This is a genomic window from Stenotrophomonas maltophilia, from assembly GCF_001274595.1.
In the GTDB taxonomy this organism is placed as follows: Bacteria; Pseudomonadota; Gammaproteobacteria; order Xanthomonadales; family Xanthomonadaceae; genus Stenotrophomonas; species Stenotrophomonas forensis.
Window position 1 is genome coordinate 3,755,160 of record NZ_CP011010.1, and the last position, 24,431, is coordinate 3,779,590.

General features: G+C 63.3%; 21 protein-coding genes. 6 read left to right on the top strand and 15 right to left on the bottom strand.

Features of this window, described 5'->3' with window-relative positions; all coding sequences use genetic code 11:
• Positions 1 to 11: 11 nt before the first annotated feature.
• A complete protein-coding gene (sucC, locus tag VN11_RS17155) occupies positions 12 to 1,181 on the bottom strand; it encodes an ADP-forming succinate--CoA ligase subunit beta (protein ID WP_004154430.1) in 1,170 nt (389 codons plus the stop codon).
• 405 nt (positions 1,182 to 1,586) lie between these two features.
• Between sucC and VN11_RS17160 the strand changes: the two genes are divergently transcribed.
• Positions 1,587 to 3,200 carry a sensor histidine kinase gene (locus VN11_RS17160; RefSeq protein WP_053450609.1) on the top strand — a complete coding sequence of 538 codons (1,614 nt, stop codon included), beginning with the start codon at positions 1,587 to 1,589 and terminating at the stop codon, positions 3,198 to 3,200.
• Between the two features lie 60 nt (positions 3,201 to 3,260).
• Positions 3,261 to 4,634, top strand: a complete 1,374-nt coding sequence (locus tag VN11_RS17165) for a sigma-54-dependent transcriptional regulator (RefSeq protein ID WP_008265059.1) — start codon at positions 3,261 to 3,263, stop codon at positions 4,632 to 4,634.
• A gap of 107 nt (positions 4,635 to 4,741) precedes the next feature.
• Here the strand turns inward: VN11_RS17165 and pilB are convergent, their stop codons facing one another.
• The 3 genes from pilB to VN11_RS17180 all read right to left on the bottom strand — a co-directional run bounded on the left by pilB (position 4,742) and on the right by VN11_RS17180 (position 9,170).
• Positions 4,742 to 6,472: a type IV-A pilus assembly ATPase PilB gene (gene pilB, locus VN11_RS17170; protein WP_053450610.1), complete on the bottom strand. Its 1,731-nt coding sequence runs from the start codon at positions 6,470 to 6,472 to the stop codon at positions 4,742 to 4,744.
• Between the two features lie 64 nt (positions 6,473 to 6,536).
• A complete protein-coding gene (locus VN11_RS17175) occupies positions 6,537 to 8,651 on the bottom strand; it encodes a sulfatase-like hydrolase/transferase (RefSeq protein WP_053450611.1) in 2,115 nt (704 codons plus the stop codon).
• Between the two features lie 102 nt (positions 8,652 to 8,753).
• The gene (locus VN11_RS17180; protein ID WP_053450612.1) at positions 8,754 to 9,170 is read right to left on the bottom strand and encodes a pilin; all 417 of its coding nucleotides are present in this window, start codon (positions 9,168 to 9,170) and stop codon (positions 8,754 to 8,756) included.
• 355 nt (positions 9,171 to 9,525) lie between these two features.
• On the opposite strand from VN11_RS17180, the gene VN11_RS17185 reads away from it, so the two are divergent.
• The 4 genes from VN11_RS17185 (at position 9,526) to VN11_RS17200 (ending at position 13,056) form a co-directional block, all read left to right on the top strand.
• Entirely contained in the window at positions 9,526 to 10,785 is a 1,260-nt protein-coding gene (locus VN11_RS17185) for a type II secretion system F family protein (protein WP_053450613.1), read from the top strand.
• A gap of 7 nt (positions 10,786 to 10,792) precedes the next feature.
• Positions 10,793 to 11,656 carry a prepilin peptidase gene (locus VN11_RS17190; protein WP_008268831.1) on the top strand — a complete coding sequence of 288 codons (864 nt, stop codon included), beginning with the start codon at positions 10,793 to 10,795 and terminating at the stop codon, positions 11,654 to 11,656.
• 11 nt (positions 11,657 to 11,667) lie between these two features.
• Positions 11,668 to 12,279, top strand: a complete 612-nt coding sequence (gene coaE, locus VN11_RS17195; RefSeq protein WP_053450614.1) for a dephospho-CoA kinase — start codon at positions 11,668 to 11,670, stop codon at positions 12,277 to 12,279.
• A 318-nt stretch (positions 12,280 to 12,597) separates the two neighbouring features.
• On the top strand, positions 12,598 to 13,056 hold the full coding sequence (locus VN11_RS17200; RefSeq protein WP_053450615.1) for a pentapeptide repeat-containing protein: 459 nt from the start codon (positions 12,598 to 12,600) through the stop codon (positions 13,054 to 13,056).
• 207 nt (positions 13,057 to 13,263) lie between these two features.
• On the opposite strand, the gene VN11_RS17205 is transcribed toward VN11_RS17200, so the two are convergent.
• From VN11_RS17205 to VN11_RS17250, 11 genes are all read right to left on the bottom strand, one after another.
• Complete coding sequence (locus VN11_RS17205; RefSeq protein ID WP_053450616.1) at positions 13,264 to 13,650, bottom strand: hypothetical protein; 387 nt, start codon at positions 13,648 to 13,650, stop codon at positions 13,264 to 13,266.
• Positions 13,651 to 14,064: 414 nt separating this feature from the next.
• Positions 14,065 to 16,230 carry a T6SS phospholipase effector Tle1-like catalytic domain-containing protein gene (locus VN11_RS17210; RefSeq protein ID WP_080374951.1) on the bottom strand — a complete coding sequence of 722 codons (2,166 nt, stop codon included), beginning with the start codon at positions 16,228 to 16,230 and terminating at the stop codon, positions 14,065 to 14,067.
• Between the two features lie 5 nt (positions 16,231 to 16,235).
• Entirely contained in the window at positions 16,236 to 16,853 is a 618-nt protein-coding gene (locus VN11_RS17215; RefSeq protein WP_080374952.1) for a DUF3304 domain-containing protein, read from the bottom strand.
• Positions 16,854 to 17,819, bottom strand: coding sequence for a phospholipase effector Tle1 domain-containing protein (locus VN11_RS17220; protein WP_238581828.1), 966 nt, complete (start codon positions 17,817 to 17,819; stop codon positions 16,854 to 16,856).
• A gap of 176 nt (positions 17,820 to 17,995) precedes the next feature.
• Positions 17,996 to 18,622 carry a DUF3304 domain-containing protein gene (locus VN11_RS17225; RefSeq protein WP_080374954.1) on the bottom strand — a complete coding sequence of 209 codons (627 nt, stop codon included), beginning with the start codon at positions 18,620 to 18,622 and terminating at the stop codon, positions 17,996 to 17,998.
• Between the two features lie 274 nt (positions 18,623 to 18,896).
• On the bottom strand, positions 18,897 to 19,286 hold the full coding sequence (locus tag VN11_RS21925) for a DUF3304 domain-containing protein (RefSeq protein ID WP_080374955.1): 390 nt from the start codon (positions 19,284 to 19,286) through the stop codon (positions 18,897 to 18,899).
• A complete protein-coding gene (locus VN11_RS22600; RefSeq protein ID WP_053450621.1) occupies positions 19,222 to 19,518 on the bottom strand; it encodes a hypothetical protein in 297 nt (98 codons plus the stop codon). The genes VN11_RS21925 and VN11_RS22600 overlap by 65 nt, the downstream gene beginning before the upstream one ends.
• 81 nt (positions 19,519 to 19,599) lie before the next feature.
• Positions 19,600 to 20,226, bottom strand: coding sequence for a DUF3304 domain-containing protein (locus VN11_RS17235; RefSeq protein ID WP_080374956.1), 627 nt, complete (start codon positions 20,224 to 20,226; stop codon positions 19,600 to 19,602).
• A 167-nt stretch (positions 20,227 to 20,393) separates the two neighbouring features.
• Positions 20,394 to 20,984: a DUF3304 domain-containing protein gene (locus VN11_RS17240; protein WP_053450623.1), complete on the bottom strand. Its 591-nt coding sequence runs from the start codon at positions 20,982 to 20,984 to the stop codon at positions 20,394 to 20,396.
• On the bottom strand, positions 20,981 to 21,796 hold the full coding sequence (locus VN11_RS17245) for a DUF4123 domain-containing protein (protein ID WP_080374957.1): 816 nt from the start codon (positions 21,794 to 21,796) through the stop codon (positions 20,981 to 20,983). The genes VN11_RS17240 and VN11_RS17245 overlap by 4 nt, the downstream gene beginning before the upstream one ends.
• Positions 21,789 to 24,398 (bottom strand): type VI secretion system Vgr family protein, encoded by a 2,610-nt coding sequence (locus VN11_RS17250; RefSeq protein ID WP_053450625.1) that lies wholly within the window; start codon positions 24,396 to 24,398, stop codon positions 21,789 to 21,791. Before VN11_RS17250 ends, VN11_RS17245 begins: the two co-directional genes overlap by 8 nt.
• Positions 24,399 to 24,431: the final 33 nt, after the last annotated feature.

Consider the following 24,431-nt stretch of genomic DNA (forward strand, 5'->3'; position numbering starts at 1 on the left):
TGGTGTCGGTATCAGGCGGCGTTCTTGACAGCTTCAACGATCTTCTTGGCGCCATCGTTGATGTTGTCAGCCGGGATGATGGCCATGCCGCTGTCGCGCAGCAGCTGCTTGCCTTCTTCCACGTTGGTGCCTTCCAGGCGCACCACGACCGGAACCTTGACGCCCACTTCCTTCACGGCGGCAATGATGCCTTCGGCAATCATGTCGCAGCGGACGATGCCGCCGAAGATGTTGACGAAGATGCCTTCGACCTTGTCCGAGGACAGGATCAGCTTGAACGCTTCGATGACGCGCTGCTTGTTGGCACCGCCGCCCACGTCCAGGAAGTTCGCCGGCTCGCCGCCGTTGAGCTTGATGACGTCCATGGTGGCCATGGCCAGGCCGGCGCCGTTCACCATGCAGCCGATGTTGCCGTCCATGGTGACGTAGTTGATGTCCAGCTCCGAAGCGATCACTTCGGTCGGATCTTCCTGGGTCTTGTCGCGCATGGCGACCAGGGCCTTCTGGCGGAACGCGGCGTTGTCGTCGCTGTCGAACTTGCCGTCCAGCGCGTACAGGTTGCCGTCGTCCAGGATGGCCAGCGGGTTGATTTCAACCAGGGCCAGGTCCTTTTCGTTGAACAGGCGGTACAGGTTCACCATGATGCTGGCGAACTGGCCGGCCTGCTTGGCGGTCAGGCCCAGCTTGAAGCCGAAATCACGGCCGTGGTAACCCTGCACGCCTTCGACGAAGTCGACGTTCAGCGAGTGGATCAGCTCCGGGGTTTCAGCCGCAACCTGCTCGATTTCCACGCCGCCTTCCGAAGAGGCGATGTAGGTGATGGTCTTGGTGCCACGGTCGACCAGCACCGACAGGTACAGTTCCTTGACGATCTCGCCGGCGGTGGTCACCAGCACCAGGTTGACCGGCAGTTCAACGCCGGCGGTCTGGTAGGTGGCCATCTTGGTGCCGAGCATCTTGGCCGCAGCGGCCTTCACGTCGTCGGTGGTCTTGCAGAACTTGACGCCGCCAGCCTTACCGCGGCCGCCAGCGTGGATCTGCGCCTTGACCATCCAGGGGCCCTGGCCCAGGGAGTTGGCAGCGGCAACCGCTTCGTCCGGGGTCGCAGCGACCTTGCCGGCCGGGACCGGGATGCCGTACTCGGCAAGCAGTTGTTTTGACTGGTATTCGTGGAAATTCATGCGTCACCGTGGGAATAGGAACGACCGCACGCAATTCCTCAGGGCCCCGGCGGGGCGCCGGCATGGACCGCGGCGGGCCCACTATTGTGGCCGAGCCAGCGCCGGGGCGCAAAGAAGTCTGTACAAAACGCCAGACCCGGCCAGATTTCCACCGTCATTCAGGCAGTTGCGCCCGGGCCCGTGCTGGCTACCGGTGTCCGCGGGCGGCCAAATGCGCGATCCGGGCCACTCCCACGGCACGCTTTGCGGGGGCCTATACTGGTCAGCCAGGGTGTGCAGCGTCGAGCCTGCTCGACCGCTTCCACCACGGGCCACATAGAAGCGACGCGCCGGCCCGGCTTCAGGGGACGCCGAACCGGTGCATCGCAGATTCCAGACCCAGGCAGCCAGAAGGGGAGTTCCGGCGTGTCACCCAGTGCTTCATTGATCGACCGCATCGAATCGATCCCGCGGCGTGAGCTGTATTTCTTCGCGCTGTACCGGGTGCTGATCGCAACCGTCATCGCCGCCCTGCTCTACAGCCCTCTGTCCGGCCTGGTCGGCGAGGCCCATCACCCGCGGCTGGCCGATGTGGTTGCGGTCATCTATCTGGCGTTGTCGCTGCTGGCCCTGGTGATCGGCCGCAACGAACGCTGGCTGCGGCCGATCGTGGTCAGCGGCGTGCTGGTGGACATCGTTGCCGCCACCCTGCTGTCGCATGCCCTGCCCGGTGCAAGCGCCGGCATTTCGATGTCGCTGCTGTTCAACATCGCTGCCGCCGCCACCCTGCTGCCGCTCAGCCTGGGCCTGGGCCTGGCCCTGGCCGCCAGCCTCGCCACCGGCGTCGAATACACCTGGAAGCTGCTGGAAGGCGGCGACCCCACCCGCACCCTGGCCGAGCTGGCGATGTTCACCACCAGCTACCTGGCGCTGGCCTTCATCAGCTACCAGGTCGGCAACCGCGCCCGCCGCAACCAGCAGCTGGCCAACCAGCGCGGCGACGAAGTGGCCAACCTGTTCCAGATCAACGAACTGATCATCCGCCGCATGCGCACCGGCGTGCTGGTGGTGGACGCCGACAACCGCATCACCCTGGCCAACGAGGCCGCCTCGATGCTGCTGGGCGACAGTGACGGCAATGGCGAGAGCGGGCGCCTGGACCTGGCCAGCGCCGCGCCGGAACTGACCCGCCGCCTGCAGCGCTGGCGCAATGGCTGGGCGCAGGACGAACTGCCGCTGCAGCTCAACCCCGACCAGCCGGAAGTGCAGCCGCGCTTCGCCCGCCTGCTGGCCGGCAGCGACCTGGCGCTCGTGTTCCTGGACGATTCCAGCGTGGTGTCCCGCCGCGCCGAATCGCTCACCCTGTCAGCGATGGGCCGCTTCTCGGCCAGCCTCGCCCATGAGATCCGCAACCCGCTGGCGGCCATCAACTACGCCGTGCAGCTGCTCGAGGAAGGCACCGGCTTCAACGAAAGCGACCGCCGCCTGCTGCAGATCATCCGCCAGCAATGCCAGCGCACCAACGGCATCGTCGAAAGCGTGCTGGGGCTGGCCCGGCGCGAGCGCGCCACGCCCGAGAACGTGGACCTGGCCGCCTTCGTGCGCCGCTTCGTGCTGGAGTACAAGCAGGGGCAGACGCTGGAAACGGACAGCATCGAACCGATCATCAATGACAGCGCGGTGATGGCCCAGGTCGATACCCGCCACCTGTACCAGGTGCTGACCGTGCTGGTGCACAACGCGCTCAAGTACGGGCGCATCGGCCAGCAGCCGGCGCGGGTGCGCCTGCGCGTGGCCCAGCACGAGCGCAGCGCGGTGATCGACGTGATGGACCGTGGCCCGGGCATTCCCGAGAGCGTGGCCGCGCAGTTGTTCCGCCCGTTCTTCACCACCTCCGAGCACGGCACTGGCCTGGGCCTGTATATCGCCCGCGAGCTGTGCCGGGCCAACCAGGCGCGGCTCGACTACATCCCGGTGCCGGCCGGTGGCTCCTGCTTCCGCCTGGTGCTGCCCGGTCCGCACACGCTGTTGCCCACCTGATTCCGATTCCGTGCGTCAAACATTTGTCGCATCCAGCCCCCTCGTTTATCTTTCACGCCCATGAACGAAACCCGCAGCGCCCTCGTCGTCGACGACGAACGCGACATCCGCGAACTGCTGGTGCTGACCCTCGGCCGCATGGGGCTGCGCATCAGTACCGCCGCCAACCTGGCCGAAGCACGTGAACTGCTGGCCAGCAATCCGTATGACCTGTGCATCACCGACATGCGCTTGCCGGATGGCAACGGCATCGAACTGGTCAGCGAGATCGCCCAGCACTATCCGCGCACGCCGGTGGCGATGATCACCGCCTTCGGCAGCATGGATCTGGCGGTGGAAGCGCTGAAGGCCGGTGCCTTCGACTTCGTCAGCAAGCCGGTGGACATCTCGGTGCTGCGCGGCCTGGTCAAGCACGCACTGGAACTCAACAACACCGAACGCCCCGCGCCCGGCCCCAGTGCCGAACAGGGCGCGCGCCTGCTTGGCGACTCGCCGGCCATGGACGTGCTGCGCACCACCATCGGCAAGGTCGCGCGCAGCCAGGCGCCGGTGTACATCCTGGGCGAGTCCGGGGTGGGCAAGGAGCTGGTCGCGCGCACCATCCACGCCCAGGGTGCGCGTGCGGCCGGCCCGTTCGTGCCGGTGAACTGCGGCGCCATCCCCGGCGAGCTGATGGAGAGTGAATTCTTCGGCCATCGCAAGGGCAGCTTCAGCGGCGCGCACGCCGACAAGCCGGGCCTGTTCCAGGCCGCCCATGGCGGCACCCTGTTCCTGGACGAAGTGGCCGAACTGCCGCTGCAGATGCAGGTGAAGCTGCTGCGCGCGATCCAGGAAAAATCGGTGCGTGCGGTTGGTGCGCCCAACGAGGAACCGGTGGACGTGCGGATTCTCTCGGCCACCCACCGCGACCTGGCGGAACTGGTCGAGGACGGGCGCTTCCGCCACGACCTGTACTACCGCATCAACGTGATCGAACTGAAGGTACCGCCGCTGCGTGAGCGCCGCCAGGACCTGCCGGAACTGGCTGCCGCGGTGCTGGCGCGGCTGGCCCGCAGCCATGGCCGCGCCACCCCGCTGCTGGCGCCGTCGGCACTGGAGGCGCTGGCCCAGTACGCCTTCCCCGGCAATGTGCGCGAACTGGAGAACATCCTGGAACGTGCGCTGGCACTGGCCGAGGAAGACTGCATCGGTGCCGATGACCTGCGCCTGCCGCAGCACGCGCCGCGCGCGCCCGGCAGTGCCGCCCCCGCCGAAGCCGTGGCCGACCTGCAGCCGGGCAGCGCCGCCCTGCCCTCCTACATCGAGCAGCTCGAGCGCAGCGCCATCCAGCGCGCGCTGGAAGAGAACCGCTGGAACAAGACCCGCACCGCCGCGCAGCTGGGCATCACCTTCCGTGCGCTGCGCTACAAGCTGAAGAAGCTGGGAATGGAGTAGCGCCGGGACCACGCAATCCCGATCACGAACGCAGACCCAAGCGGTAGTGCCGGCCGCTGGCCGGCAACCTCATGCATCGCGGCATCCACGCATGGCGTGGATCTACCTCAATCCTTGGTGACGCGATTGATCTCGGCTAGGCTGGTAATGCCCGCAGCCGCCTTCTTCAATGCCGACTGCCGCAGATCATTCACGCCGATCTGCTGCGCCGCTTCGGCAATCTGCAGCGCGTTGCCACCGGCCAGCACGATCGTGGCGATCTCATCGGTCATCGGCATCACCTGGTAGATGCCGGTGCGGCCCTTGTAGCCCTCGGTGCACTCGTCGCAGCCGACCGCCTCGTACAACTGGATGCCCGCGTCCAGCTGCGCCTGGGTGAAGCCCTCGGCCAGCAGCGCATGTTCGGGCAGCGTGGCCAGGCGCTTGCAGTTGCCACACAGGCGGCGCGCCAGGCGCTGGGCGATCACCAGCGTCACCGAGCTGGTGATGTTGTACGGCGCGATGCCCATGTTCATCAGGCGCGCGATGGTCTGCGGCGCATCGTTGGTATGCAGCGTGGACAGCACCATGTGGCCGGTCTGCGCCGCCTTGATCGCGATCTCCGCCGTTTCCAGGTCGCGGATTTCGCCGACCATGATGATGTCCGGGTCCTGGCGCAGGAACGAGCGCAGCGCAGCGGCGAAGGTCATGCCGCGCTTGTTGTTCTGCTGCACCTGGTTGACGCCGGGCAGGCGGATTTCCACCGGGTCTTCGGCGGTGGAGATGTTGCGCGTCTCGTCGTTGAGGATGCCCAGCGCCGTATACAGCGACACGGTCTTGCCCGAACCGGTCGGGCCGGTCACCAGCACCATGCCGTAGGGCTTGTGGATGGCATCCTGGAACAGCTTCTGCTGGTCCGGCTCGTAGCCCAGCTTGTCGATGCCCAGCTTGGCCGCACTGCCATCCAGGATACGCAGCACCACCTTCTCGCCGAACAGGGTCGGCAGCGTGCTCACGCGGAAGTCGATCTGCTTGGTCTTGGACAGGTTGAGCTTGATGCGCCCGTCCTGCGGCACGCGCTTCTCGGCGATGTCCAGCTGCGCCATCACCTTCAGGCGCGCGGCGATGCGCTGATTGAGCTTCACCGGCGCGCGCGCCACCATCTTCAGCAACCCGTCGATGCGCAGGCGCACCCGGTAGTCGTCTTCATAGGGCTCGAAGTGGATGTCCGAGGCGCCCTTGCGGATGGCATCGACCAGCACCTTGTTGACGAACTTCACCACCGGGGTGTCGTCGCCCTTGGCATCGATGCCGGAATCACCTCCGGTGCCCAGGTCCTCGTCACCGGCGGAGACCTCCAGATTGCCCATGCCTTCGTCGTCACCACCCAGCGCGTCACCGAGCGTGTCGTGGCTGGCGTGCCACTGCTCCAGCGTACGGCGGATCTGGTCTTCATCCACCAGGATCGGTTCCACCACCAGATTGGTGTGGAACTTGATCTCATCCAGCGAGTGGGTCGGGTTGCTGGTACCGACGAACAGCTTGCCCCCACGTTTGAACAGCGGCAGCACGTTGTGCTTGCGCAGCAGTTCCTCGCTGACCAGGCTCATCGCGTTCTGGTTGGCGTCGAAGGTGGAGACATCGAACAGCGGCATGCCGAACTCGACCGCGTTGGCCGCGGCCAGCTGCGCGGCACCGACCACCCTGTTCTGGGCGAACCAGGTCGGCAGGGGCTGGCGTGCGGCAGCAGCCTTGGCCATCGCATCGCGTGCGCCCGCTTCATCCAGGGCGCCGTCCTGGACCAGGCGGCGGGCCAGGCCGGTGATGCCGACGAGGTTGGCGGTGGTAGCGGTGTTCATAGTGCCCTCTTGATTCATTCAGCCCTTCCAGCGCTGCACATCAGCGCCTATGGCAAAGAGCCGGTTACATGTTACCGGTTTGTCGTTCCACGCTTGCTGACGGACCCGCAGGCCGGCGGCCATCTGCACGGGCCGCCGAGGCACACCAGGCCGCATGGAAGTCCCCGTCTTCACGATAGTATTCGCACACTTCACGCTGCAGATCGGCAATGGCAGGTTCCGGCGCAGGGTATGGCGTGCAGGCGATGGTTCGCCGCTCATAGTCCACCACCCGCCAGCAGTGCCGGGCCCCCGGAGCGTTGCCAGACGCCGGATCGGTCATCACGCCCCATCGCCCAAGAATTGCTCCGCGCTGCTTCTCGCGGAGCTTCTCCGGCAACAGGTCCGGGCGAACCTCGAAACGACCATCTTCCGTCAGGCGATACAGGTAGGACATTTCCTGTGCCACCTGCCCTTCATTGATGTGCGCCCGCTCAACGCCCGTGGAGCGCAGGCCGTTCTCCATGAAACGAACACGATTGCCTGGAAGATCCTTGTTCTGGCGTATCGCCGGCAACCACGAGAGCCCTTCGTAGCGGTCGCGCCTCAGGCCGACCAGTTCGGCGATCGTGGGCGCAACGTCGATCACTGAGCCAGGTCCCGCAACCCGTCGATGCGTCCAGACCGGTTGGCCATTGCGGAATTGCTGTATCGCCATCACCACGTGGTTCTGCACGTCCGACAGCGCGAAGCTGCCATGGCCATATGCGCCCACGGCTTGGTTGGCGTCGTTGTCATTGAACTGGTCACGGCGCATTGCAAAGTCTTCGCCGTGGTCCGACATGACAACCAGGATCGCGTTGTCCAGACGCCGCAGGCGGCGCAGCTCATCGATCAGCGCCTCGAACTGACCATCAACTGCCCTGATCGCGTTCAGATACTGGGACTGTGAATCCTCATATCCCTTGACCTTGCCTACCCAGTCAAGAGACCTGTCCTCACGGATCCCGCCTGGCAGATAGGGCCAATGCGGCAGGCAGAGGTGGCTGACAAGAAACAGTGGCGCGTCAGCCGGCGCATCCCGCAATTCACCGATCAGGCGGGCGGGGTGGTCTGCGGTGCGATAGCTGCGGTAGGCAGCGCGATTGCCCTGGACCACGCTCAGCGGCTCTGAAGCGGGCAACGCAGCCAGCAGGAGATTGGTTGCGAAGAAGTCAAAGCTGCCGCCAACGACGAAATCAAGCCCTCCCACCGTGGGGACGACGGTTCTATCGAAGCCAAAACTCTGGTCGAAATTGGCGAAGCGCGATTCATCCATGGCCAGCATGGTGAAGTAACCCTGCCGCTTCAGGTCCCAGGCAAGATTCTGGTCGCGCGAGAATTCCGAGCGTGGATAGAGGTTGAAGCGCGCGCCGTGCTTGAGCGGATTCATTCCGGTCAAGGTACTGCTGTAGGAGACAAACGTCCGGGCCAGTGGCGTGCGGACATCATCCATGACGACCGAACCGGCCAGTGTCCGCTCGATGGCGGGAGCCAGTCCGCCGGGAAACTCGCCGTAGGAAGCCAGATAGTCCGGACGAAGCGAGTCCACCCCCAGGATGATCACATCCGGCCTGTTCTCATCGATGCCCTCCCGAACGCCGCCATTCCATCCCCAGGCCCCGAGGCAGACAGCCAGGGCAACCAGGGATCCGGCGGCGAACAGGTTGCGGCGGCTGCGCAACAGGGAATACAGCGCGGACAGTACAGCGATCGCCACCACGGCGATGCAGGCGCCAACAAGCAACGGCGACAGCCACTGGATCATCAGTAACTCGGCATCCACGAAGGAGGCCGACTGTGGATACAGCCATCGATTGGCGAACATCGCCAGCAAAACGACCACGCTCACAAACAGCAGACTGCGCCAGAACGCGTCCCGCCGTTTGGGCAAGAGCTGGCTGCAGGCCCGACGATAGACCCACATACCGCCAACGGTCAGCAGAAGATGGCTGCCAATCGCGAAAAGCACAAACAAGGTGATTTTGGCAGCGAACCCCCGCTCCTCCAGCAATTCGGTCGCGAACTGCTGCATGAGATCGGTACGGGCGTGCAAGCCCTCGTTGCCGAAACGATCCGCGATCTGATGGACCTGCTGCCCCAGCAGGATCACCCCCATGAAAGCGGCCGCCACGTACTGGCGGACGGCGATCCCCTTCATCCCCCTACCTCATTCTCGACAAAAAAAAGGGCCCCGCATGCAGGGCCCTCTTCTACTGGCTCCTCAGGCACGGATGCCTGGGCAATCAGTCCAACAGGCCGATTACGGAGCAGCCTTGCGGCACTCGGCCGGCAGGTACTTGTTGTCAGCGGTCGAGGTGCAGGTCCAGGTGATGCCGGCGCTGGCCGACTTCGGCTCGAACTGCAGCGCGACATTCTTGGCGGCTGCGGTGCCGGTCACAGTGATGACGCCACTGGCACATTCCAGCTTCGCGGTGTTCTTGGTCGCGGTGGTGAAGGTGGCAACGCCATTGCAGGCGGTGTCATCGATCGTGCCGCCGGCGTTGGCGATGTTCTCACCGACGGTGGCCTTGGCACCCGAAGCCAGCACGGCGCCTTCCGAGACGCGCGAACGGACGGTGTAGTCCTGGTAAGCCGGCAGAGCGATGGCGGCCAGGATGGCGATGATCGCGACGACGATCATCAGTTCGATAAGGGTGAAGCCCTTCTGGTTCTTCATTGTGGTACATCCCCAAGATAGTGGTGGTTGAATTCAGCGGACAGGTTCGGTCCGGCCAGCGGCCGGTTGAGCGGGTCCTGCCCCCTGCGGGTGGATCAACGCAGGTTGCGTGCCAACCCCGGCACGCCTCCCCCTGGATTTCCCCGCGCCCATGATGGCAGCAATTCTGCGGATGGGAACCCCCCATATCCGAATCTGCGATGGACGCGGCAATGTGACGCAGTGCGTCACCTTTGGCCGGCCCCCGGCACGAAATCGCACGCTGGGCCGCCCGCCAACTGCCCAGATGGGCATGAACCCGCTACCATCAACGGCTAGATGCCCGCCTGGGGATGGCGGGTCTTGGGGAGCCAACATGTCTGTCAGTCGCAGTGCGATCAAGAATGAGCCCGTGGCGCGTAGCACCATGGAGCTGCAACCGTTTGTCTGGGAGGGGACCGACAAGCGGGGCGTAAAGATGAAGGGCGAGCAGTTGGCGAAGAACGCCAACCTGTTGCGCGCCGAGCTCAGGCGGCAGGGGATCAACCCCGGCCAGGTGAAGCCCAAGCCGAAACCTCTGTTCGGCGCGGCCGGCAAAGCGGTGAACGCCAAGGACATCGCCTTCTTCAGCCGCCAGATGGCGACCATGATGAAATCCGGCGTACCGATCGTCTCGGCACTGGACATCATCGCCAGCGGGCACAAGAACCCGCGCATGAAGAAGATGGTTGATGGCATCCGGACTGACATCGAAGGAGGCTCATCCCTGCATGAAGCCGTCAGCAAGTACCCGGTGCAGTTCGACGAGCTCTACCGCAATCTGGTCAAGGCGGGCGAAGGTGCGGGTGTCCTGGAAACGGTGCTGGACACTGTAGCAACCTACAAAGAGAACATCGAAGCCCTGAAGGGCAAGATCAAGAAGGCGCTCTTCTACCCGGTCATGGTGGTGGTCGTCGCCCTGCTGGTCAGCGCCATCATGCTGATCTTCGTGGTTCCCCAGTTCGAGGAAGTGTTCCACGGCTTCGGCGCGGAGCTGCCCGCCTTCACGCAGATGATCGTCAATCTGTCCCGGTTCATGGTGTCGTGGTGGTGGCTCATTGCTGCGGTAGTGATCGGAGCAGTCGTTGCCCTCGTCATGAGCTACAAACGCTCGTTGAAGATGCAGCACACCATGGACCGGCTGATTCTGAAGGTTCCGGTCATCGGCGAAGTGATGAACAACAGCGCCATTGCCCGCTTCGCCCGTACCACGGCCGTCACCTTCAAGGCCGGCGTGCCGCTGGTGGAGGCCCTGGGCATCGTCGCGGGGGCCACAGGCAACAAGATCTACGAGGAGGCCGTCCTGCGCATGCGAGACGACGTCTCGGTGGGTTACCCGGTCAACATGGCGATGAAGCAGCTCAACCTGTTCCCGCACATGGTCATCCAGATGACCGGCATCGGCGAAGAGGCCGGCGCCCTGGATGCGATGCTGTTCAAGGTGGCCGAGTACTATGAGCAGGAGGTCAACAATGCCGTTGACGCCCTGAGCAGCCTGCTCGAACCAATGATCATGGTCTTCATCGGCGTGGTCGTTGGCGGTATGGTCATCGGCATGTACCTTCCCATCTTCAAACTCGGCGCCGTCGTCGGATAACACATACATGGCTTTTCTCGACCAGCATCCCGGCCTCGGCTACCCCGCCGCGGCCGCCCTGGGACTGCTGCTGGGCAGTTTCCTGAACGTCGTCATCCTGCGCCTGCCCAAGCGGCTGGAGTGGCAGTGGAAGCGCGATGCGCGCGAGGTCCTGGAGGAACCGGACTACTACGAGCCGCCCCCACCGGGCATCGTGGTCGAGCCTTCGCATTGCCCGCACTGCAAGCACAAGCTGAGCTGGTACGAGAACATCCCCCTGTTCAGCTGGATCATCCAGGGCGGCAAGTGCCGCCACTGCAAGGCGCCGATCTCGCTGCAGTACCCGCTGGTGGAGGCCATGACCTCGCTGCTGGTGCTGGCCTGTGTCTGGCAGTTCGGCTTCGGCTGGCAGGGCTTCGGTGCCATCGTGCTGACCTGCTTCCTGATCGCCCTGTCCGGCATCGACCTGCGCACCCAGCTGTTGCCGGACCAGTTGACCTTGCCCCTGATGTGGCTGGGGCTGATAGGCAGCATCGACAACCTGTACATGCCGGCCAAGCCCGCCCTGATCGGCGCAGCGTTGGGCTACCTGTCGCTGTGGGCGGTCTGGTGGCTGTTCAAGCAGCTGACCGGCAAGGAAGGCATGGGCCACGGCGATTTCAAGCTGCTGGCGGCACTCGGTGCCTGGTGCGGGCTGAAGGGCATCCTCCCGATCATCCTGCTGTCCTCGGTGCTGGGCGCCATCATCGGCTCGATCTGGCTGTACAGCCGGGGCCGTGACCGCGCCACCCCCATCCCGTTCGGGCCCTACCTGGCCATCGCCGGCTGGCTGTACTTCATGTGGGGCGGGCCGTTGGTGGAGCAGTATCTGGTCCTGAGCGGCCTGCGCTGAGGGGATTCCCCATGAGCCGGTATGTGGTTGGCCTGACCGGCGGCATCGCCGCCGGCAAGAGCGAGGTGACCCGGCGCTTCGAGGCGCTGGGCATCGTGGTGGCCGACGCCGATCTGGCCGCGCGCGCCGTGGTGGCCGCCGGCAGCCCGGCGCTGGGCCGTATCGCAGAACGCTTCGGCGCTGACATGCTGCTGGCCGACGGCAGCCTGGACCGGGCGCGCCTGCGCGCCCACGTCTTCGCCGACCCGACCGAACGGGTGGCGCTGGAAGCCATCACCCACCCGGCCATCCGCCTGCTGATGCAAGAGCAGTGCGAGCAGGCCGCCAGCCCCTATGCGATTGCCGCCATTCCACTGCTGACCGAGGTTGGCGGGCGCCAGGCCTACCCGTGGCTGGACCGGGTACTGTTGGTGGATGCCCCTGAGGCCGTGCAGCATGCGCGGCTGATGCAGCGCGACGGTATCGACGCCGCACTGGCCGACCGGATGATTGCTGCGCAGGCCAGCCGTGCGCAGCGGCTGGCGCTGGCCGATGACGTGGTGGTCAACGATGGGCGGCCGGAGGATCTGCAGGTGCAGGTGGAACAGCTGCATGCGCGGTATATAGCTGCAGCGGCGGAATAGCGCGAAGTTCAGTCAGGACTTTTCGGCAGTTTCCAAAGGAATTTGGCGTAAACGGCGCACTCTGCCCATGGCTCGTCCCTGCTCTGCTGCAGACGCGTCGGAGGCATGAGCTGCGCGTCCCTGATGAAACCCAATCTGGATGGCACTGTTCCTGAGGGCACAATGCTGGTGAAATCACCCACATGAAGGCCATATGGAAAGTACAACGGACCATGGGTGAAAGTAGTGCCTTCTGAAAAAGCCCTCACCTGACGCGAAGACAGAAGCCCACTCACCATTACTTCATGTCTTTGCGGGAGCCCCAAGCGGAAAAGGATCATGAAAGAGATAAAGGACCTCAGCGGAAACGTCATTTTTACAGTCCCGCCCACGTCTGGAATTCTTGACCTGGACTCGGCCATGTTGGCGAACGCCAATCTGGACGGCGCTGAACTTGAAGGTGCGATCCTCATGCAGACATGCCTTTCAGGCGCAAGCATGGTAGGTGCCGACCTGTACTGGGCGATACTTTTCATGGCGGACCTGACAGATGCCAACCTTCAGCACGCCGACCTGCGTGGCGCAGACCTGAAAGACGCAATCCTGCGGGGCGCCAACCTGTCGGAGGCCAACCTGGGCCGTGACAATCTGGGCGGCAGCACGCAACTGGAAGGTGCAGACCTGAGCACAAGCGTGCTGGATGGCGCGATTCTCACCGGGGCACTCTATGACGACAAGACCTTGTTCCCCCCGGGATTCCTTCCGGAAGAACGAGGGCTGTTGAAATCATCGGGTTGAAAGAGACATGAAGGAAGAAGCCGTCGCAGCCCGTTGATGTACAGCGAATGCAACTCGAAAACACCAGGAGGCCGCGCTCTGCAGCGCCACTGACATTCGCAGGTCCGGTCCACACCGGCGCCTAGAACGCCTTGGACGTACAGGCGCCCGGCGCTGGTTATGATCTCGACAGGCTCAATGCTTCATTCAAGTGCGCGCCGCGCGGATCTATTCCAATTGCAGGCGCGCGTGGCGGACCAGCTCCCGGGCGCCCAGCAGCAAGCCATCCACCACATCCGGGCTGAGCTGCTGGTGGGCGCCGCCCTGTTCGCGTGCGGCTGCAGCGGCGTGCAGCACCTGGACCAGCACATCCAAGCCCGCCAGCGTGCGGCCAAGCCCAGCCCGGGTTGCGGCCTGCGCGGGACTGAGACCCTGCGCATCACACCGCCGACCATCCGGGCCGTCATGGCCATCCATGCGGGCCAGCAGGGCCGGCAACAGGTCTTCGGGGTCATCGAGCAGGGCTTCGAGCCGCTCGGCCGCATTGGCAGGCAGTCGGTTGACGGCATCGCCAATCAGGGCGGAAAGATGGGGAAATTCGGGACGTGCGGACATGGAGAGCTCCTCGCAGACGGCAAGCCACCTGCAGAAGCAAGGTGGCGGACGGTGCGGGTTGGCGTACCGGACAACTCCCGACAGGTAGAAACTCCGGCGGATCTCAAGAATCCCCTCGCACCGTCCGCCGCAGGCGAAGCACGGTGCATTGTCTTCGATGCAAAACAGAACATCGAAGACTTCCTGTCGAACAGTTGATTTCAGGACGCCAATCCCGGCCAAGGCACCCGCCCCGGCCCAGCCATCACGCCACCTCACGAAGCGCATTTCTGTAGGGGAAATCGCCACTGCAAGGATTCGTGCAACGACACACGCCCGAGGCGCGGCACGCATCACACAGGTGTCGCGATGCACCTCGGCGCTGAGGCGCACCAGTAGCGTCGAGCACGCCGGTTACGACACTCCGCGCGCTCCCTAGGCGGCCGCCTCCTCCGCACGCTGCCGCCTACGTGCCGATGCCTCGGCCACCGCCACACCGGGCGGATTGAGATAGCAGGTACGCCAGCGCAGATATCCCCACTGCCAGTGGTACTCGCGCCCGGTCAGCTGCAACGCTTCATCGAAGTCGTCGGGGCGCTGCCGCCAGTCAGTCAGCGCTTCCAGCTCCTGCACCGACATTCCCAACGGCACCCGTGGCTGGAACATCTGTCCGGAGCGTTGCATGCGCTCCCGTGCCTCCTGGTGGGACCGCTCAATCGCATCCAGCTCGCGCATCCGCTGCTGATACGCCTCACGCTCGCGCCGCTGCACGTGAACCCACTCGTCATCGTCCAGCCCGAACGGCTTGAACCACGCCCGCGAGTCGTGCACGTAACCGTCCAGAAATGTTGCCACTGCCTGCGGTGGCGCCTGCCGCGAGTCCCAGATCGATTGGATCTGGCCATCCAGCCACTGCTGTTCCTTTTTGCCCCGCAACCTCGCCTGCACGAAATCCTGCACGGGAATGCCCTGGAACCGAGGCGGCGTGGCCATGCCGTGGTGGGCAGCGTAAGGATCCTCGGTGCGCAGGCGGGCCGTGGCGTTGTTGTAGCGCATCGCCCGCGCCTCCTGCACCAGCTCGGCATTGCCGCCGCCCAGGTCCGCGCGGTCCTGCGCAGGCGCCTGCAGGTAGCCCGGCTGGCGATCGAAGTCATCCAGATGCTGCCGACGCCACAGCAGGTACTGGCGATAATGGGCATACATCAGCACCGCCGTGCGGTTGGCCTTGGAGGCGGCGGTGCTGGCCGGCAGGAACGGCGCCATCGCCTGCAGGTACGCGTTGTAGTGCTGGCGCAGTTTCGGGGAGACCTCGAACTGAGCGGCGGTTTCCTTGTCCGCTTCGCCCATCGGCAGCAACGGCACCCCTGCTGCCAGCGCATGCCGGTACATGTCGCATAGCGGAATCTGCGAAAGCTTGTCGGCATCCTTCGGCGAACGCCCCTGCTCACCGGGCGTGTAGCCGCCGCCCACGTCCGAATGTACCCCGGGGTAGATGATCTGCTCGCAGTTCGCGCCGTCCACCAAGTCCACCGGGAACGAACCGCGTACTTCATGCGCCGCCACCATATGCACACAGCGACGCACATCGGCGGGAATGCGCAGGTCTTCGGCCGACGCCCAACCACCGTGGCCATCGAACACCGACTCAAAGAAGCTCTGCGCGGCACCTACCGAAGCGACTGTATCGAACAAGCCCATGAAATCGATCTGCACCGGAATACCGCACAGCCGCAGCGGCCCGGGACCGGGGTCGCAGGCATCGCCGAGCCAGTTGCAGAACACGCGCGCCTCGGTGGCGCCGCGCGAGAAGCCAAACACCGATATACGGATGCGGTCTACACGGGGATTCTGCTTCTGGAACGGCGCTACCTTCTTCGCCAGAAAAGCACGGCGCTCCTGCAACACCGCGCGACGCGAGATGTGATCGGCACGCGCCAGATGGGTACCACGCACCCGTTGCAGCGCACCGACCATGTTCCAGAAGCCGCCGCTGAGTGAGTTGCGAAGATCGATTTCCTCCTGCCCTTGGTTGACCGCTAGGTAGTTGGACAGCGACATCCGCGCCGCCTGCGCCAAGCGCTCTACGTCCTGCAGGTGCAAGCGGAGATCGGCACTCATCCTGCGCGCGATGGGGGCGGTGGAATCGAAGCCCATTGCGGCGGTGACGGTTGTCTCTGCGAAATGGGTCAAGAGATGATCCTGGACTTGCATCAGCATCCAGTTCACCCGACCCTCACCGCCCCAGCCGGCTGCCGCGCCAGCACGGGCATGCCAGCCGGTGCCGGTATCGCCGATTTCTTTTAGCGCCTCGGTGCCGACGCCCTGAATGTAGCTAGAAAACTGGCTGCGGCGAACTCCTGTGCCCGGCAAAATACCCCGATCAAATACATCGAACAGACGAGAAATATTGGACTGAGTGAAGTCACCACGCCTTAACGAATTCAAACGATGATTACGCGTGCCATCGAAGAAGCAGCCGATAAAAATGTCGATGCCACATGGCGAAATCGTGCCAATTGATGATCCCGCACATCGAGACTTCTCGCGCGCACTAAGACCTATTGAATTCTCGTCCAACGGCGCTGAAGAACTTACCTTCATCACTCCTATTCCTCTCCATCCGAATCAATAAGAAATCTAGAAATCCTTTCAGGGTCACGCTCAAGCTCCGCGTGATCGATGTCGTAGGCAAACTTCGGATAGCCGGGAAAATACGGCGTCGCTACCACTCTCACCTGGTCATCCGGGAAATACATGAAATAAATAAACCCATCAAGAAAAGGCTTATATGGCGCAACGAGGACGTTTTTCTCAACATAGCTTCGAGGGTCCTTGAGAAACATGCTACTGGTGCGGTAAGCCACCGTCACCTTCAACCCTGGATGCCAGAGACGAGGCAACGTCACGCAGCAGGTGGCAGCATTTCCGCTTGCACGAGCCCGCATAGCTCCCGCCCAAGCGTCATTAATGAAGACCGTCCCCAACCCATCATCCGAATAGTTGGCCACGCCGATTGTCAATGACATCTCTGGCGGTGCGTCAGTGATGTCGTGACCAGAAGCGGAGTCGATGATGCGTGGCTTCGGAGGACCGGGCGGTGGTGGACCAATCCTGAAATCCATGAACTTGAGCGCCAGGCCTGCCAAGGCAAACATCGCCAGCCCGATCAGAGCAATCCTGACAAGCACCTTTTTCACCACGGCCATTCGCTCGACGCCCTTCATTCAAACGCACCCTCGTCTACGACGCAGGTTGGGGTAGATGATCTGCTCGCAGTTCGCGCCGTCCACCAGGTCCACCGGGAACGAACCGCGTACTTCATGCGCAGCCACCATATGCACACAGCGGCGTACATCGGCTGGAATGCGCAGGTCTTCGGCCGACGCCCAACCACCGTGGCCATCGAACATCGACTCAAAGAAGCTCTGCGCGGCACCTACCGACGCGACCGTATCGAACAAGCCGACGAAATCGATCTGCACCGGAATTCCACACAAGCGCAGGGGCCCGGGGCCTGGGTCGCACGCATCGCCGAGCCAGTTGCAGAACACGCGCGCCTCGGTAGCGCCGCGCGAGAAGCCAAACACCGATATACGGATGCGGTCTACACGGGGATTCTGCTTCTGGAACGGCGCAACCTTCTTCGCAAGAAAAGCGCGTCGCTCCTGCAAGACTGCCCGCCGCGCTATGTGATCGGCGCGCGCGAGATGAGTGCCACGCACGCGCTGTAACGCGCCCACCATGTTCCAGAAGCCGCCGCTGAGCGAGTTGCGAAGATCGATTTCCTCCTGCCCTTGGTTGACCGCCAGGTAGTTGGACAGCGACATCCGCGCCGCCTGCGCCAAGCGCTCTACGTCCTGCAGGTGCAAGCGGAGATCGGCACTCATCTTGCGCGCGATGGGGACGGTGGAATCGAAGCCCATCGCGGTCGTGACGGTTGTCTCTGCAAAATGGGTCAAGAGGTGGTCCTGGACCTTCATCAGCATCCAATTCACCCGACCCTCGCCGCCCCAGCCCGCCGCCGCGCCGGCACGGGCATGCCAGCCGGTGCCGGTGTCGCCAATTTCTCTCAGCGCCTCGGTGCCGACGCCTTGGATGTAGCTCGCAAAATTGGTTGGCCGACGACCAATTCCTTTGGCTCGCCCTAGATCATAGACGTCGAAGAGTCGAGACACATTGCTCTCGCTCATGTCCTTACGCTTCTTCGATGCCAGCCTGTGATTACGAGTCCCATCGAAGAAGCAGCCCATTGACACGTCTACTCCGCAATCCGTTTCAGTCCCCATACGGGAAGAGGAGTATCTCCCTAGTTCAGTCAAACTGAGTTGCGCCGAAGGATCTGACACCGGAGGCGCCACATTTACTCTCATTCTGTCACCCCGCCCCTTGCCGTCACCTCAAGAAATCCATTGATCTTTTCTGGATCACGCTCGCTGTCGGCAAAATCAAGATCGTAAGCAAATTTAGGGAATCCCGGAAAATATGGCGTAGCTATGACCCTCACCTCATCACCAGGGAAATACATAAAGAAGATGAAACCATCCAAGAAGGGCTTGTAGCGCGGCACAAAAATCTCCTTCTCAATATAGCTATGCGGATCCTTAAGGAACATGCTACTCGTACGGTAAGCAACCGTTACTTTCAGGCCCGGATGCCAAAGCCGAGGAAGCGTCACGCAGCAGGTTCGGCCATTGCTACTGGCTCGGGCACGCATCGCACCACCCCACGCATCATTGATGAAGACTTTTCCTAATCCCTCATCAGAGTAGTTCGCAACTCCAATCATCAGATGCATTTCTGACGGCGCGTCGGTGATATCGTGGCCAGACGCAGCGTCAATGATGCGTGGCTTCGGAGGACTGGGCGGTGGTGGACCCATCCTGAAATCCATGAACTTCAGCACCAGACCCGCCAAGGCAAACAGCACAAGCCCGATCAGTGCAATCCTGACAAACACCTTTTTCACCACGGCCATTCGCTCAACGCCCTTCATTCAAACGCACCCTCGTCTACGACGCAGGTTGGGGTAGATGATCTGCTCGCAGTTCGCGCCATCCACCAAGTCCACCGGGAACGAGCCGCGTACTTCATGCGCGGCCACCATGTGCACACAGCAACGCACATCGGCGGGAATGCGAAGCAGATCATTGAAAGATCCACACCGCAGTCGGATCCGATTTCCGACAATGAGGCCGCATATCGCCCCGCTTCACTGGAACTGAGCTGCGCTGGTTGCTCTGACGTCGGAGTAGATACCCTTACCCTCACTATTCCGCCTCCTTGCCCGCTGTTGCTTCCAGAAATCTCTTAATCTTTGCTGGATCACCGCGCCCATCACCGAAGTCAGTGTCGTAAGCGAAGCCCGGATATCCTGGGGAGTAGGGAGTGGCCACGATCCGCACCTGATCACCAGGAAAGTAGAAGAAATAGATGAACCCATCAAGAAACGGCTCATAGGGCGCAACAAGAACGTCCTTCTCAACATAGCTTTGGGGATCTTTGAGAAACATGCTGCTGGTGCGGTAAGCCACGGTGACCTTCAGACCTGGATGCCAGAGACGAGGAAGCGTCACGCAGCATGTACGCCCGTTGCTACTGGCTCGAGCCCGCATCGCCCCCCCAAGCATCATTAATGAAGACAGTCCCCAGCCCCTCATCCGAGTAATTGGCGATACCAATTGTCAAATGCATTTCCGGCGGAGCGTCGGTAATGTCGTGACCGGTATCAGGCTCAATGATGCGTGGTTTCGGGGGACTTGGAGGCAGCGGCCCAACCCTGAAATCCATGAACTTGAGCACGACACCTGCTACGGCCAGCATCGCAAGACCAAGCAGAGCAAATCGTGTCAGCAGCTTCGTCACAACCTTCAATCGATCAGGCTGTTTCATTCAATGCTCCTTCGGTTATAGCTCACGTCGTAGCCATCGAACACCGACTCAAATCCGACACTGGTCGAGACGTAGTCACTCTCATTTCGCCACCTCATCCAAGGCGGTCTCCGCGAGGAATCGCGAGATCCGAAGTTCATCACGCTCGTAACCAGCAGCCCCAAGGTCGTAAGCAAACTTTGGATAACCTGGAAAATACGGCGTGGCAACCAGCCTTACCTGATCGTTCGGGAAATACATGAAGAATACAAATCCATCAAGGAAAGGTTGATAGCGCGGCCCGAGAACGTCCTTCTCTACGTAGCTGTTCGGATCCTTCAAGAACATGGAGCTTGTGCGGTAGGCTACCGTGACCTTCAAACCTGGATACCAGAGGCGAGGCAGCGTCACGCAGCATGCACGCCCATTACTGCTGGTACGAGGCTCCATGCCTCCTCCCCATGCTTCGTTGATGACGACTATGCCCAGCCCGTCATCAGAGTAGTTGGCAATACCGATCGTGAGATGCATTTCCGGTGGCGCGTCGGTGATGTCGTGGCCAGTGTCAGGCTCAATAATGCGCGGCTTCGGAGGACTGGGCGGTGGTGGACCAATCCTGAAATCCATGAGCTTCAGCACTAGGCCAGTCAAGGCAAACAGCGCTAGCCCGATCAGAGCAACCCTGACAAGCACCTTCGTTACAACAGCTATTCCCTCAGGGTTGCTCATTCAAACGCACCCTTAGCCACGGCACACGCCGTCGTAGATGATCTGCTCGCAGTTCGCGCCATCCACCAGATCCACCGGAAATGACCCCGCACATCGAACCTTCTTACGCGTGCTAAGACTTATTGATTCCTTGTCCAACGGCGCCAAAGAACTCACTCTCATTATCTCTATTCCTCTCCATCCGACTCAATGAGAAATCTAGAAATTCGTTCAGGGTCACGCTCAAGCTCAGCATGACTAATGTCGTAGGCAAACTTTGGATATCCCGGGAAATACGGCGTTGCCACGACCCTAACTTGATCGCCCGGGAAGTACATGAAATAGATGAAACCATCAAGAAACGGCCTGTATGGCGCGACAAAGATGTCCCTCTCAACATAGCTACTGGGATCCTTGAGAAACATGCTGCTGGTGCGGTAGACCACCGTCACCTTCAACCCCGGATGCCAAAGACGAGGCAACGTCACGCAGCAGGTCGCAGCGTTCCCACTGGCTCGTGGCTCCATCCCACCCGCCCAAGCGCCATTGATGAAGACCGTCCCCAATCCATCATCCGAGTAGTTGGCCACGCCGATTGTCAATGACATTTCTGGCGGTGCACCAGTAATGTCGTGACCAGAAGCAGAGTCGATGATGCGTGGCTTCGGAGGACCGGGCGGTAGTGGTCCAATCCTGAAGTCCATGAACTTCAGCACCAGGCCTGCCACAGCAAGCAGCGCCAGCCCGATCAGAATCACCCTCGTCACAAACCTCTTCATGGCGTCTCATCATCGCCATGGGGCGCATTCCTCGCGGCAACGACCTTGATCGTCATCCGATGCGCCAGCGCGGGATGGTCGATGCCTCGGCGTGCCAGACGTCCCAGCACGTGTTCCGCGCAGCGATGCACCTGCGAGGGCAGCATGCCGTCCGGGCGCAGCACGGGCCGCTGCAGGATGAAGCGCGTGATGGCATCGGCCTGGCTTCCGCTCCGTAGTGTGGCCTCCTGCGCCGCGGTGAACGTGAGCGGCCTGGCGTCGGTATCGAGCGGCACTCCCCCCTTGCCGGTTACGCACATCCAATCTCCGATGCGGGTGGGCAGGTGCCAGTCGTGTAGACCGCCCAGTACGCGCGTCCGCTGTGCATCGTCCAGCGCATCCAGCAGGCGGGCGGCGGCACGCCCATCGGCCCAGCGCAGCAACCACGGCTGGCCGGTGCTGGAACGACCCTCCCAGATCCGCCGGAGATGCTCGGCCAATGCATGCGGGTCGCCGGTGCTGCGCAGCACCGACAGCATCGGTGCGCCGTTGCTCAGGTCCAGCAGCGCCTGCCAGCAGCATTCGCGTGCTCTGGCTTCGTCCGGCAGGACCACCAGGCATGGCGACAACCGGTCCAACCCTTTGCCGGTATAGCGATGCGTAAACAGCGGCACCACGTCAGCGGCCAGCGCGCGCAGCTGCGTCCAGGCGTCCGGCGCGAATGCCATGTCCAGCAGCGCACAGGCGGGCCGCGCGTCCACACACTGGTCGCCGGGGGTCTGCCACGGCAACCGGGAATGCCGCCACGGATCAATCCACGGGGCGTCAGCCATTCTTCGTAGACCATGGCAGGCCGGCCTGCATCGCCTTCAGCAGGCACTCCACGCAGACCGTCTGTGCGAACTGCGGTAGCGGAAACAGCTCCTGCACCGGACCGGTGAAGTGCCGGTTGCCGGCTTTGATGGTCAATGTGCCTGGACAGCTCACCCGCAGGTGCCCGTCCGCCAGGGTGATCGAAGCGCCGCCGGCAGTTGCGATGTGCAGCGTGTTGCCTGCCGCCAGTTGCACCTCCCCGTGCTGGCTGGCTGCCACCAGCCCAGCGCGCGCCTGCAGGTGCACGGCGTCTGCCTGCGCCTGCATATCAAGCACCTGTTGGCCAGCCACCACGCTCAACCCGGCACTCCCCGGAGTGCGTGTCGCGCCAGCCAGCACGCCGATGGCCTGGCGGCACTGCCAACGCCCATGGCCGGCAACGGTCACCGCCGAACTGCCGCCACTGGCCAGCAGCGTGCTGTGCCCCACCCCCAGCTGGATCGCCTGCCCGGCCACCTGGCAGATGCCTGCCCGTGCGGACAGGCCAAGCACCGCAGACCCGGTTGCAGGGATGTCTTCGTCAGCACCCTGCAGCCGCTGCGATGCCGCCACGCTGTCGGCCAGGGTCTGCAGCACGCTGGCACCGTTGCCCTCGGCGGCGTGGCCGCGCAGCCGCACTGTGCGCTGCTGCCGTGCCGCTTCATCAAAGGAGTGCGCCAGCACGAGCGTCTGCCGCAACAGCGCGACCGGCGCGGCGCGCAGACCGGCCGGGGTGGCCGCAGAGCGCTGCATGCTGTCCAGCCACAGGCCTGCCGTGGCACGCACGGCGCCCCACGCGTCGCTGCGCAGTTCGAATCCACTTCCGCGCAGGCTGCCGCGGAAGTTGTGCTGCAGGTGACGCAGATGACCCATGCTGATCGCGCTATGGCACTGCGTTGTGCCAAGCCGCACCTGCAGCTGGTCGTCGCTGTCGTCGAACTCGAGACTGTTACCGCCATGGCCGTCCCAGCTCTGCGAGCTGATGCCCCATACGGCGCCGGCATTGCGCTGGGCCGATTCACCCGCGCCTGCGGCATGCCAGCGCGGGGCGTTGCCACCGGCCAGGTTGTTCTGGGCACTGCTGCCAGCATCGCTGGACAGCCCCAGCGCTTCAGCGCGTGACTCGCCCTGGCCGTTGTAGAGCGCCCCCATCACGATGGGGCGGCAGAGGTCGCCGTTGATGAAGTCCACCACCACCTCCTGGCCGACGCGGGGCAGGAACTGACTGCCCACGCCGGGGCCGGCAAAGGTCTGGGCGACGCGCAGCCAGCCGCTGTCGGCCCTGCTGTCGGTGGCAAAGCCGAACCGCACACGGATGCGCCCGCTGCTGTCCATGTGCAGCGGTGCACCGTCATCGCCACCGAGCACAGTGGCCAGTTGCGGGCCAGGGGCCGTCGACCGCCCAGCCCTGCCATCCGGAGAACGTCGCCACCGACGGTCGAACGGCATGGCCTCGAAGCGATTGGCATAGCCCAGCCTCTGCGCGCGGTCGGCGGGCACGGTGTCGGGCAGTGCGTGCAGCGGCAGGTGATCCTGCAGTTCGAGAACCTCAGGCAGCGTGTTGACCGCTGCGTGCTGCACCGCTGTAAGCAGCAACGCGGGCGCTACTCGCTGGCCGGGCTCTGGCAACACCTCGAATGCGTAGCCGGGCTGGAAGTCCGGCTCGGTGCCTTCGCCGGTCCAGCGCCGCTGCTCACACAACGCTGCCTCGGTGTCGCGCATCACCTCGGCCAAGGCCTCGCGCGAGGTCTCCCACGCCGCGTGGCGTGCCGGCGAATAGTCCTCCAATGGGCCACTGGCCACAGTGCGCACAGGCAAGCTGGCCGAAACCACACACAACGGATCGTCCAGATCCGCCACCCGGGTCATGTGCGTCGGCACGACGCGACAGGTCTCATGCAACAGCGCGATGCCCGCGTCATCGGGCACGCGCTGGGTCTGGTGCAGGCGCCGGGGCCGTGACAGCAGCGAGCATCGGGTACTGTCGCCGAAGATCATCATCGTATGCCCACCCGGTACATCGGGCAGCGTGCGGATGCACCAGCCCAGGCCTTCATCGGCCATCAACTGCTGCAGGAACGCCATGTCCGATTGGCGGTACTGCACGCGATAGCCCCGGCACCGGCGGTCGATGGCAGCAGTACTTCCAACGTGCCAGGACCAATGCGCCAGCGGCGCGTGCACCGAGAGCACCGTGCTGATGATGCTGGCCACGTCCTGATCCTGGAACACGCGACTGTGGCGGCTGTCATGCAGCCAGGCGGTCCAGTCGGCCAGGTGCACGCGGTACCGCACGAGGCGGCCTGCGCAGGCCAGGCGCTCGACACTGCGGATCAGCCCGCCCCGGACAACGTCTGCACCGTCCGGCAGGCGTGTGGTGATGCTTGCCGGCCGGGCCACCCAATCATCCAGGCTGTGCTCGCACGGCTCGCCCAGCAGATCGATCTGGCAGCGCAGGCCTTCGGACAACGATTCGCTGCCGTGCCAGCGCTCCACGATCAATCGCAATGCGGTAGGGCCGCAGAAGCGATGGACGCGCGACGACGCCTCGTGGGCAGCAACGAACGATGATCGGTGATCCATGGCAGTTCCTTGACAGACACAGCACGCGAAGAA

Coding starts and splice junctions, on each gene's coding strand:
- sucC (WP_004154430.1), bottom strand. CDS start 1,181: ATGAATTTCCACGAATACCAGTCAAAACAACTGCTTGCCGAGTACGGC.
- VN11_RS17165 (WP_008265059.1), top strand. CDS start 3,261: ATGAACGAAACCCGCAGCGCCCTCGTCGTCGACGACGAACGCGACATC.
- pilB (WP_053450610.1), bottom strand. CDS start 6,472: ATGAACACCGCTACCACCGCCAACCTCGTCGGCATCACCGGCCTGGCC.
- VN11_RS17175 (WP_053450611.1), bottom strand. CDS start 8,651: ATGAAGGGGATCGCCGTCCGCCAGTACGTGGCGGCCGCTTTCATGGGG.
- VN11_RS17180 (WP_053450612.1), bottom strand. CDS start 9,170: ATGAAGAACCAGAAGGGCTTCACCCTTATCGAACTGATGATCGTCGTC.
- VN11_RS17185 (WP_053450613.1), top strand. CDS start 9,526: ATGTCTGTCAGTCGCAGTGCGATCAAGAATGAGCCCGTGGCGCGTAGC.
- VN11_RS17190 (WP_008268831.1), top strand. CDS start 10,793: ATGGCTTTTCTCGACCAGCATCCCGGCCTCGGCTACCCCGCCGCGGCC.
- coaE (WP_053450614.1), top strand. CDS start 11,668: ATGAGCCGGTATGTGGTTGGCCTGACCGGCGGCATCGCCGCCGGCAAG.
- VN11_RS17200 (WP_053450615.1), top strand. CDS start 12,598: ATGAAAGAGATAAAGGACCTCAGCGGAAACGTCATTTTTACAGTCCCG.
- VN11_RS17205 (WP_053450616.1), bottom strand. CDS start 13,650: ATGTCCGCACGTCCCGAATTTCCCCATCTTTCCGCCCTGATTGGCGAT.
- VN11_RS17210 (WP_080374951.1), bottom strand. CDS start 16,230: ATGAAGGTAAGTTCTTCAGCGCCGTTGGACGAGAATTCAATAGGTCTT.
- VN11_RS17215 (WP_080374952.1), bottom strand. CDS start 16,853: ATGAAGGGCGTCGAGCGAATGGCCGTGGTGAAAAAGGTGCTTGTCAGG.
- VN11_RS17220 (WP_238581828.1), bottom strand. CDS start 17,819: ATGAGCGAGAGCAATGTGTCTCGACTCTTCGACGTCTATGATCTAGGG.
- VN11_RS17225 (WP_080374954.1), bottom strand. CDS start 18,622: ATGAAGGGCGTTGAGCGAATGGCCGTGGTGAAAAAGGTGTTTGTCAGG.
- VN11_RS21925 (WP_080374955.1), bottom strand. CDS start 19,286: ATGAGGGGCTGGGGACTGTCTTCATTAATGATGCTTGGGGGGGCGATG.
- VN11_RS22600 (WP_053450621.1), bottom strand. CDS start 19,518: ATGAAACAGCCTGATCGATTGAAGGTTGTGACGAAGCTGCTGACACGA.
- VN11_RS17235 (WP_080374956.1), bottom strand. CDS start 20,226: ATGAGCAACCCTGAGGGAATAGCTGTTGTAACGAAGGTGCTTGTCAGG.
- VN11_RS17240 (WP_053450623.1), bottom strand. CDS start 20,984: ATGAAGAGGTTTGTGACGAGGGTGATTCTGATCGGGCTGGCGCTGCTT.
- VN11_RS17245 (WP_080374957.1), bottom strand. CDS start 21,796: ATGGCTGACGCCCCGTGGATTGATCCGTGGCGGCATTCCCGGTTGCCG.
- VN11_RS17250 (WP_053450625.1), bottom strand. CDS start 24,398: ATGGATCACCGATCATCGTTCGTTGCTGCCCACGAGGCGTCGTCGCGC.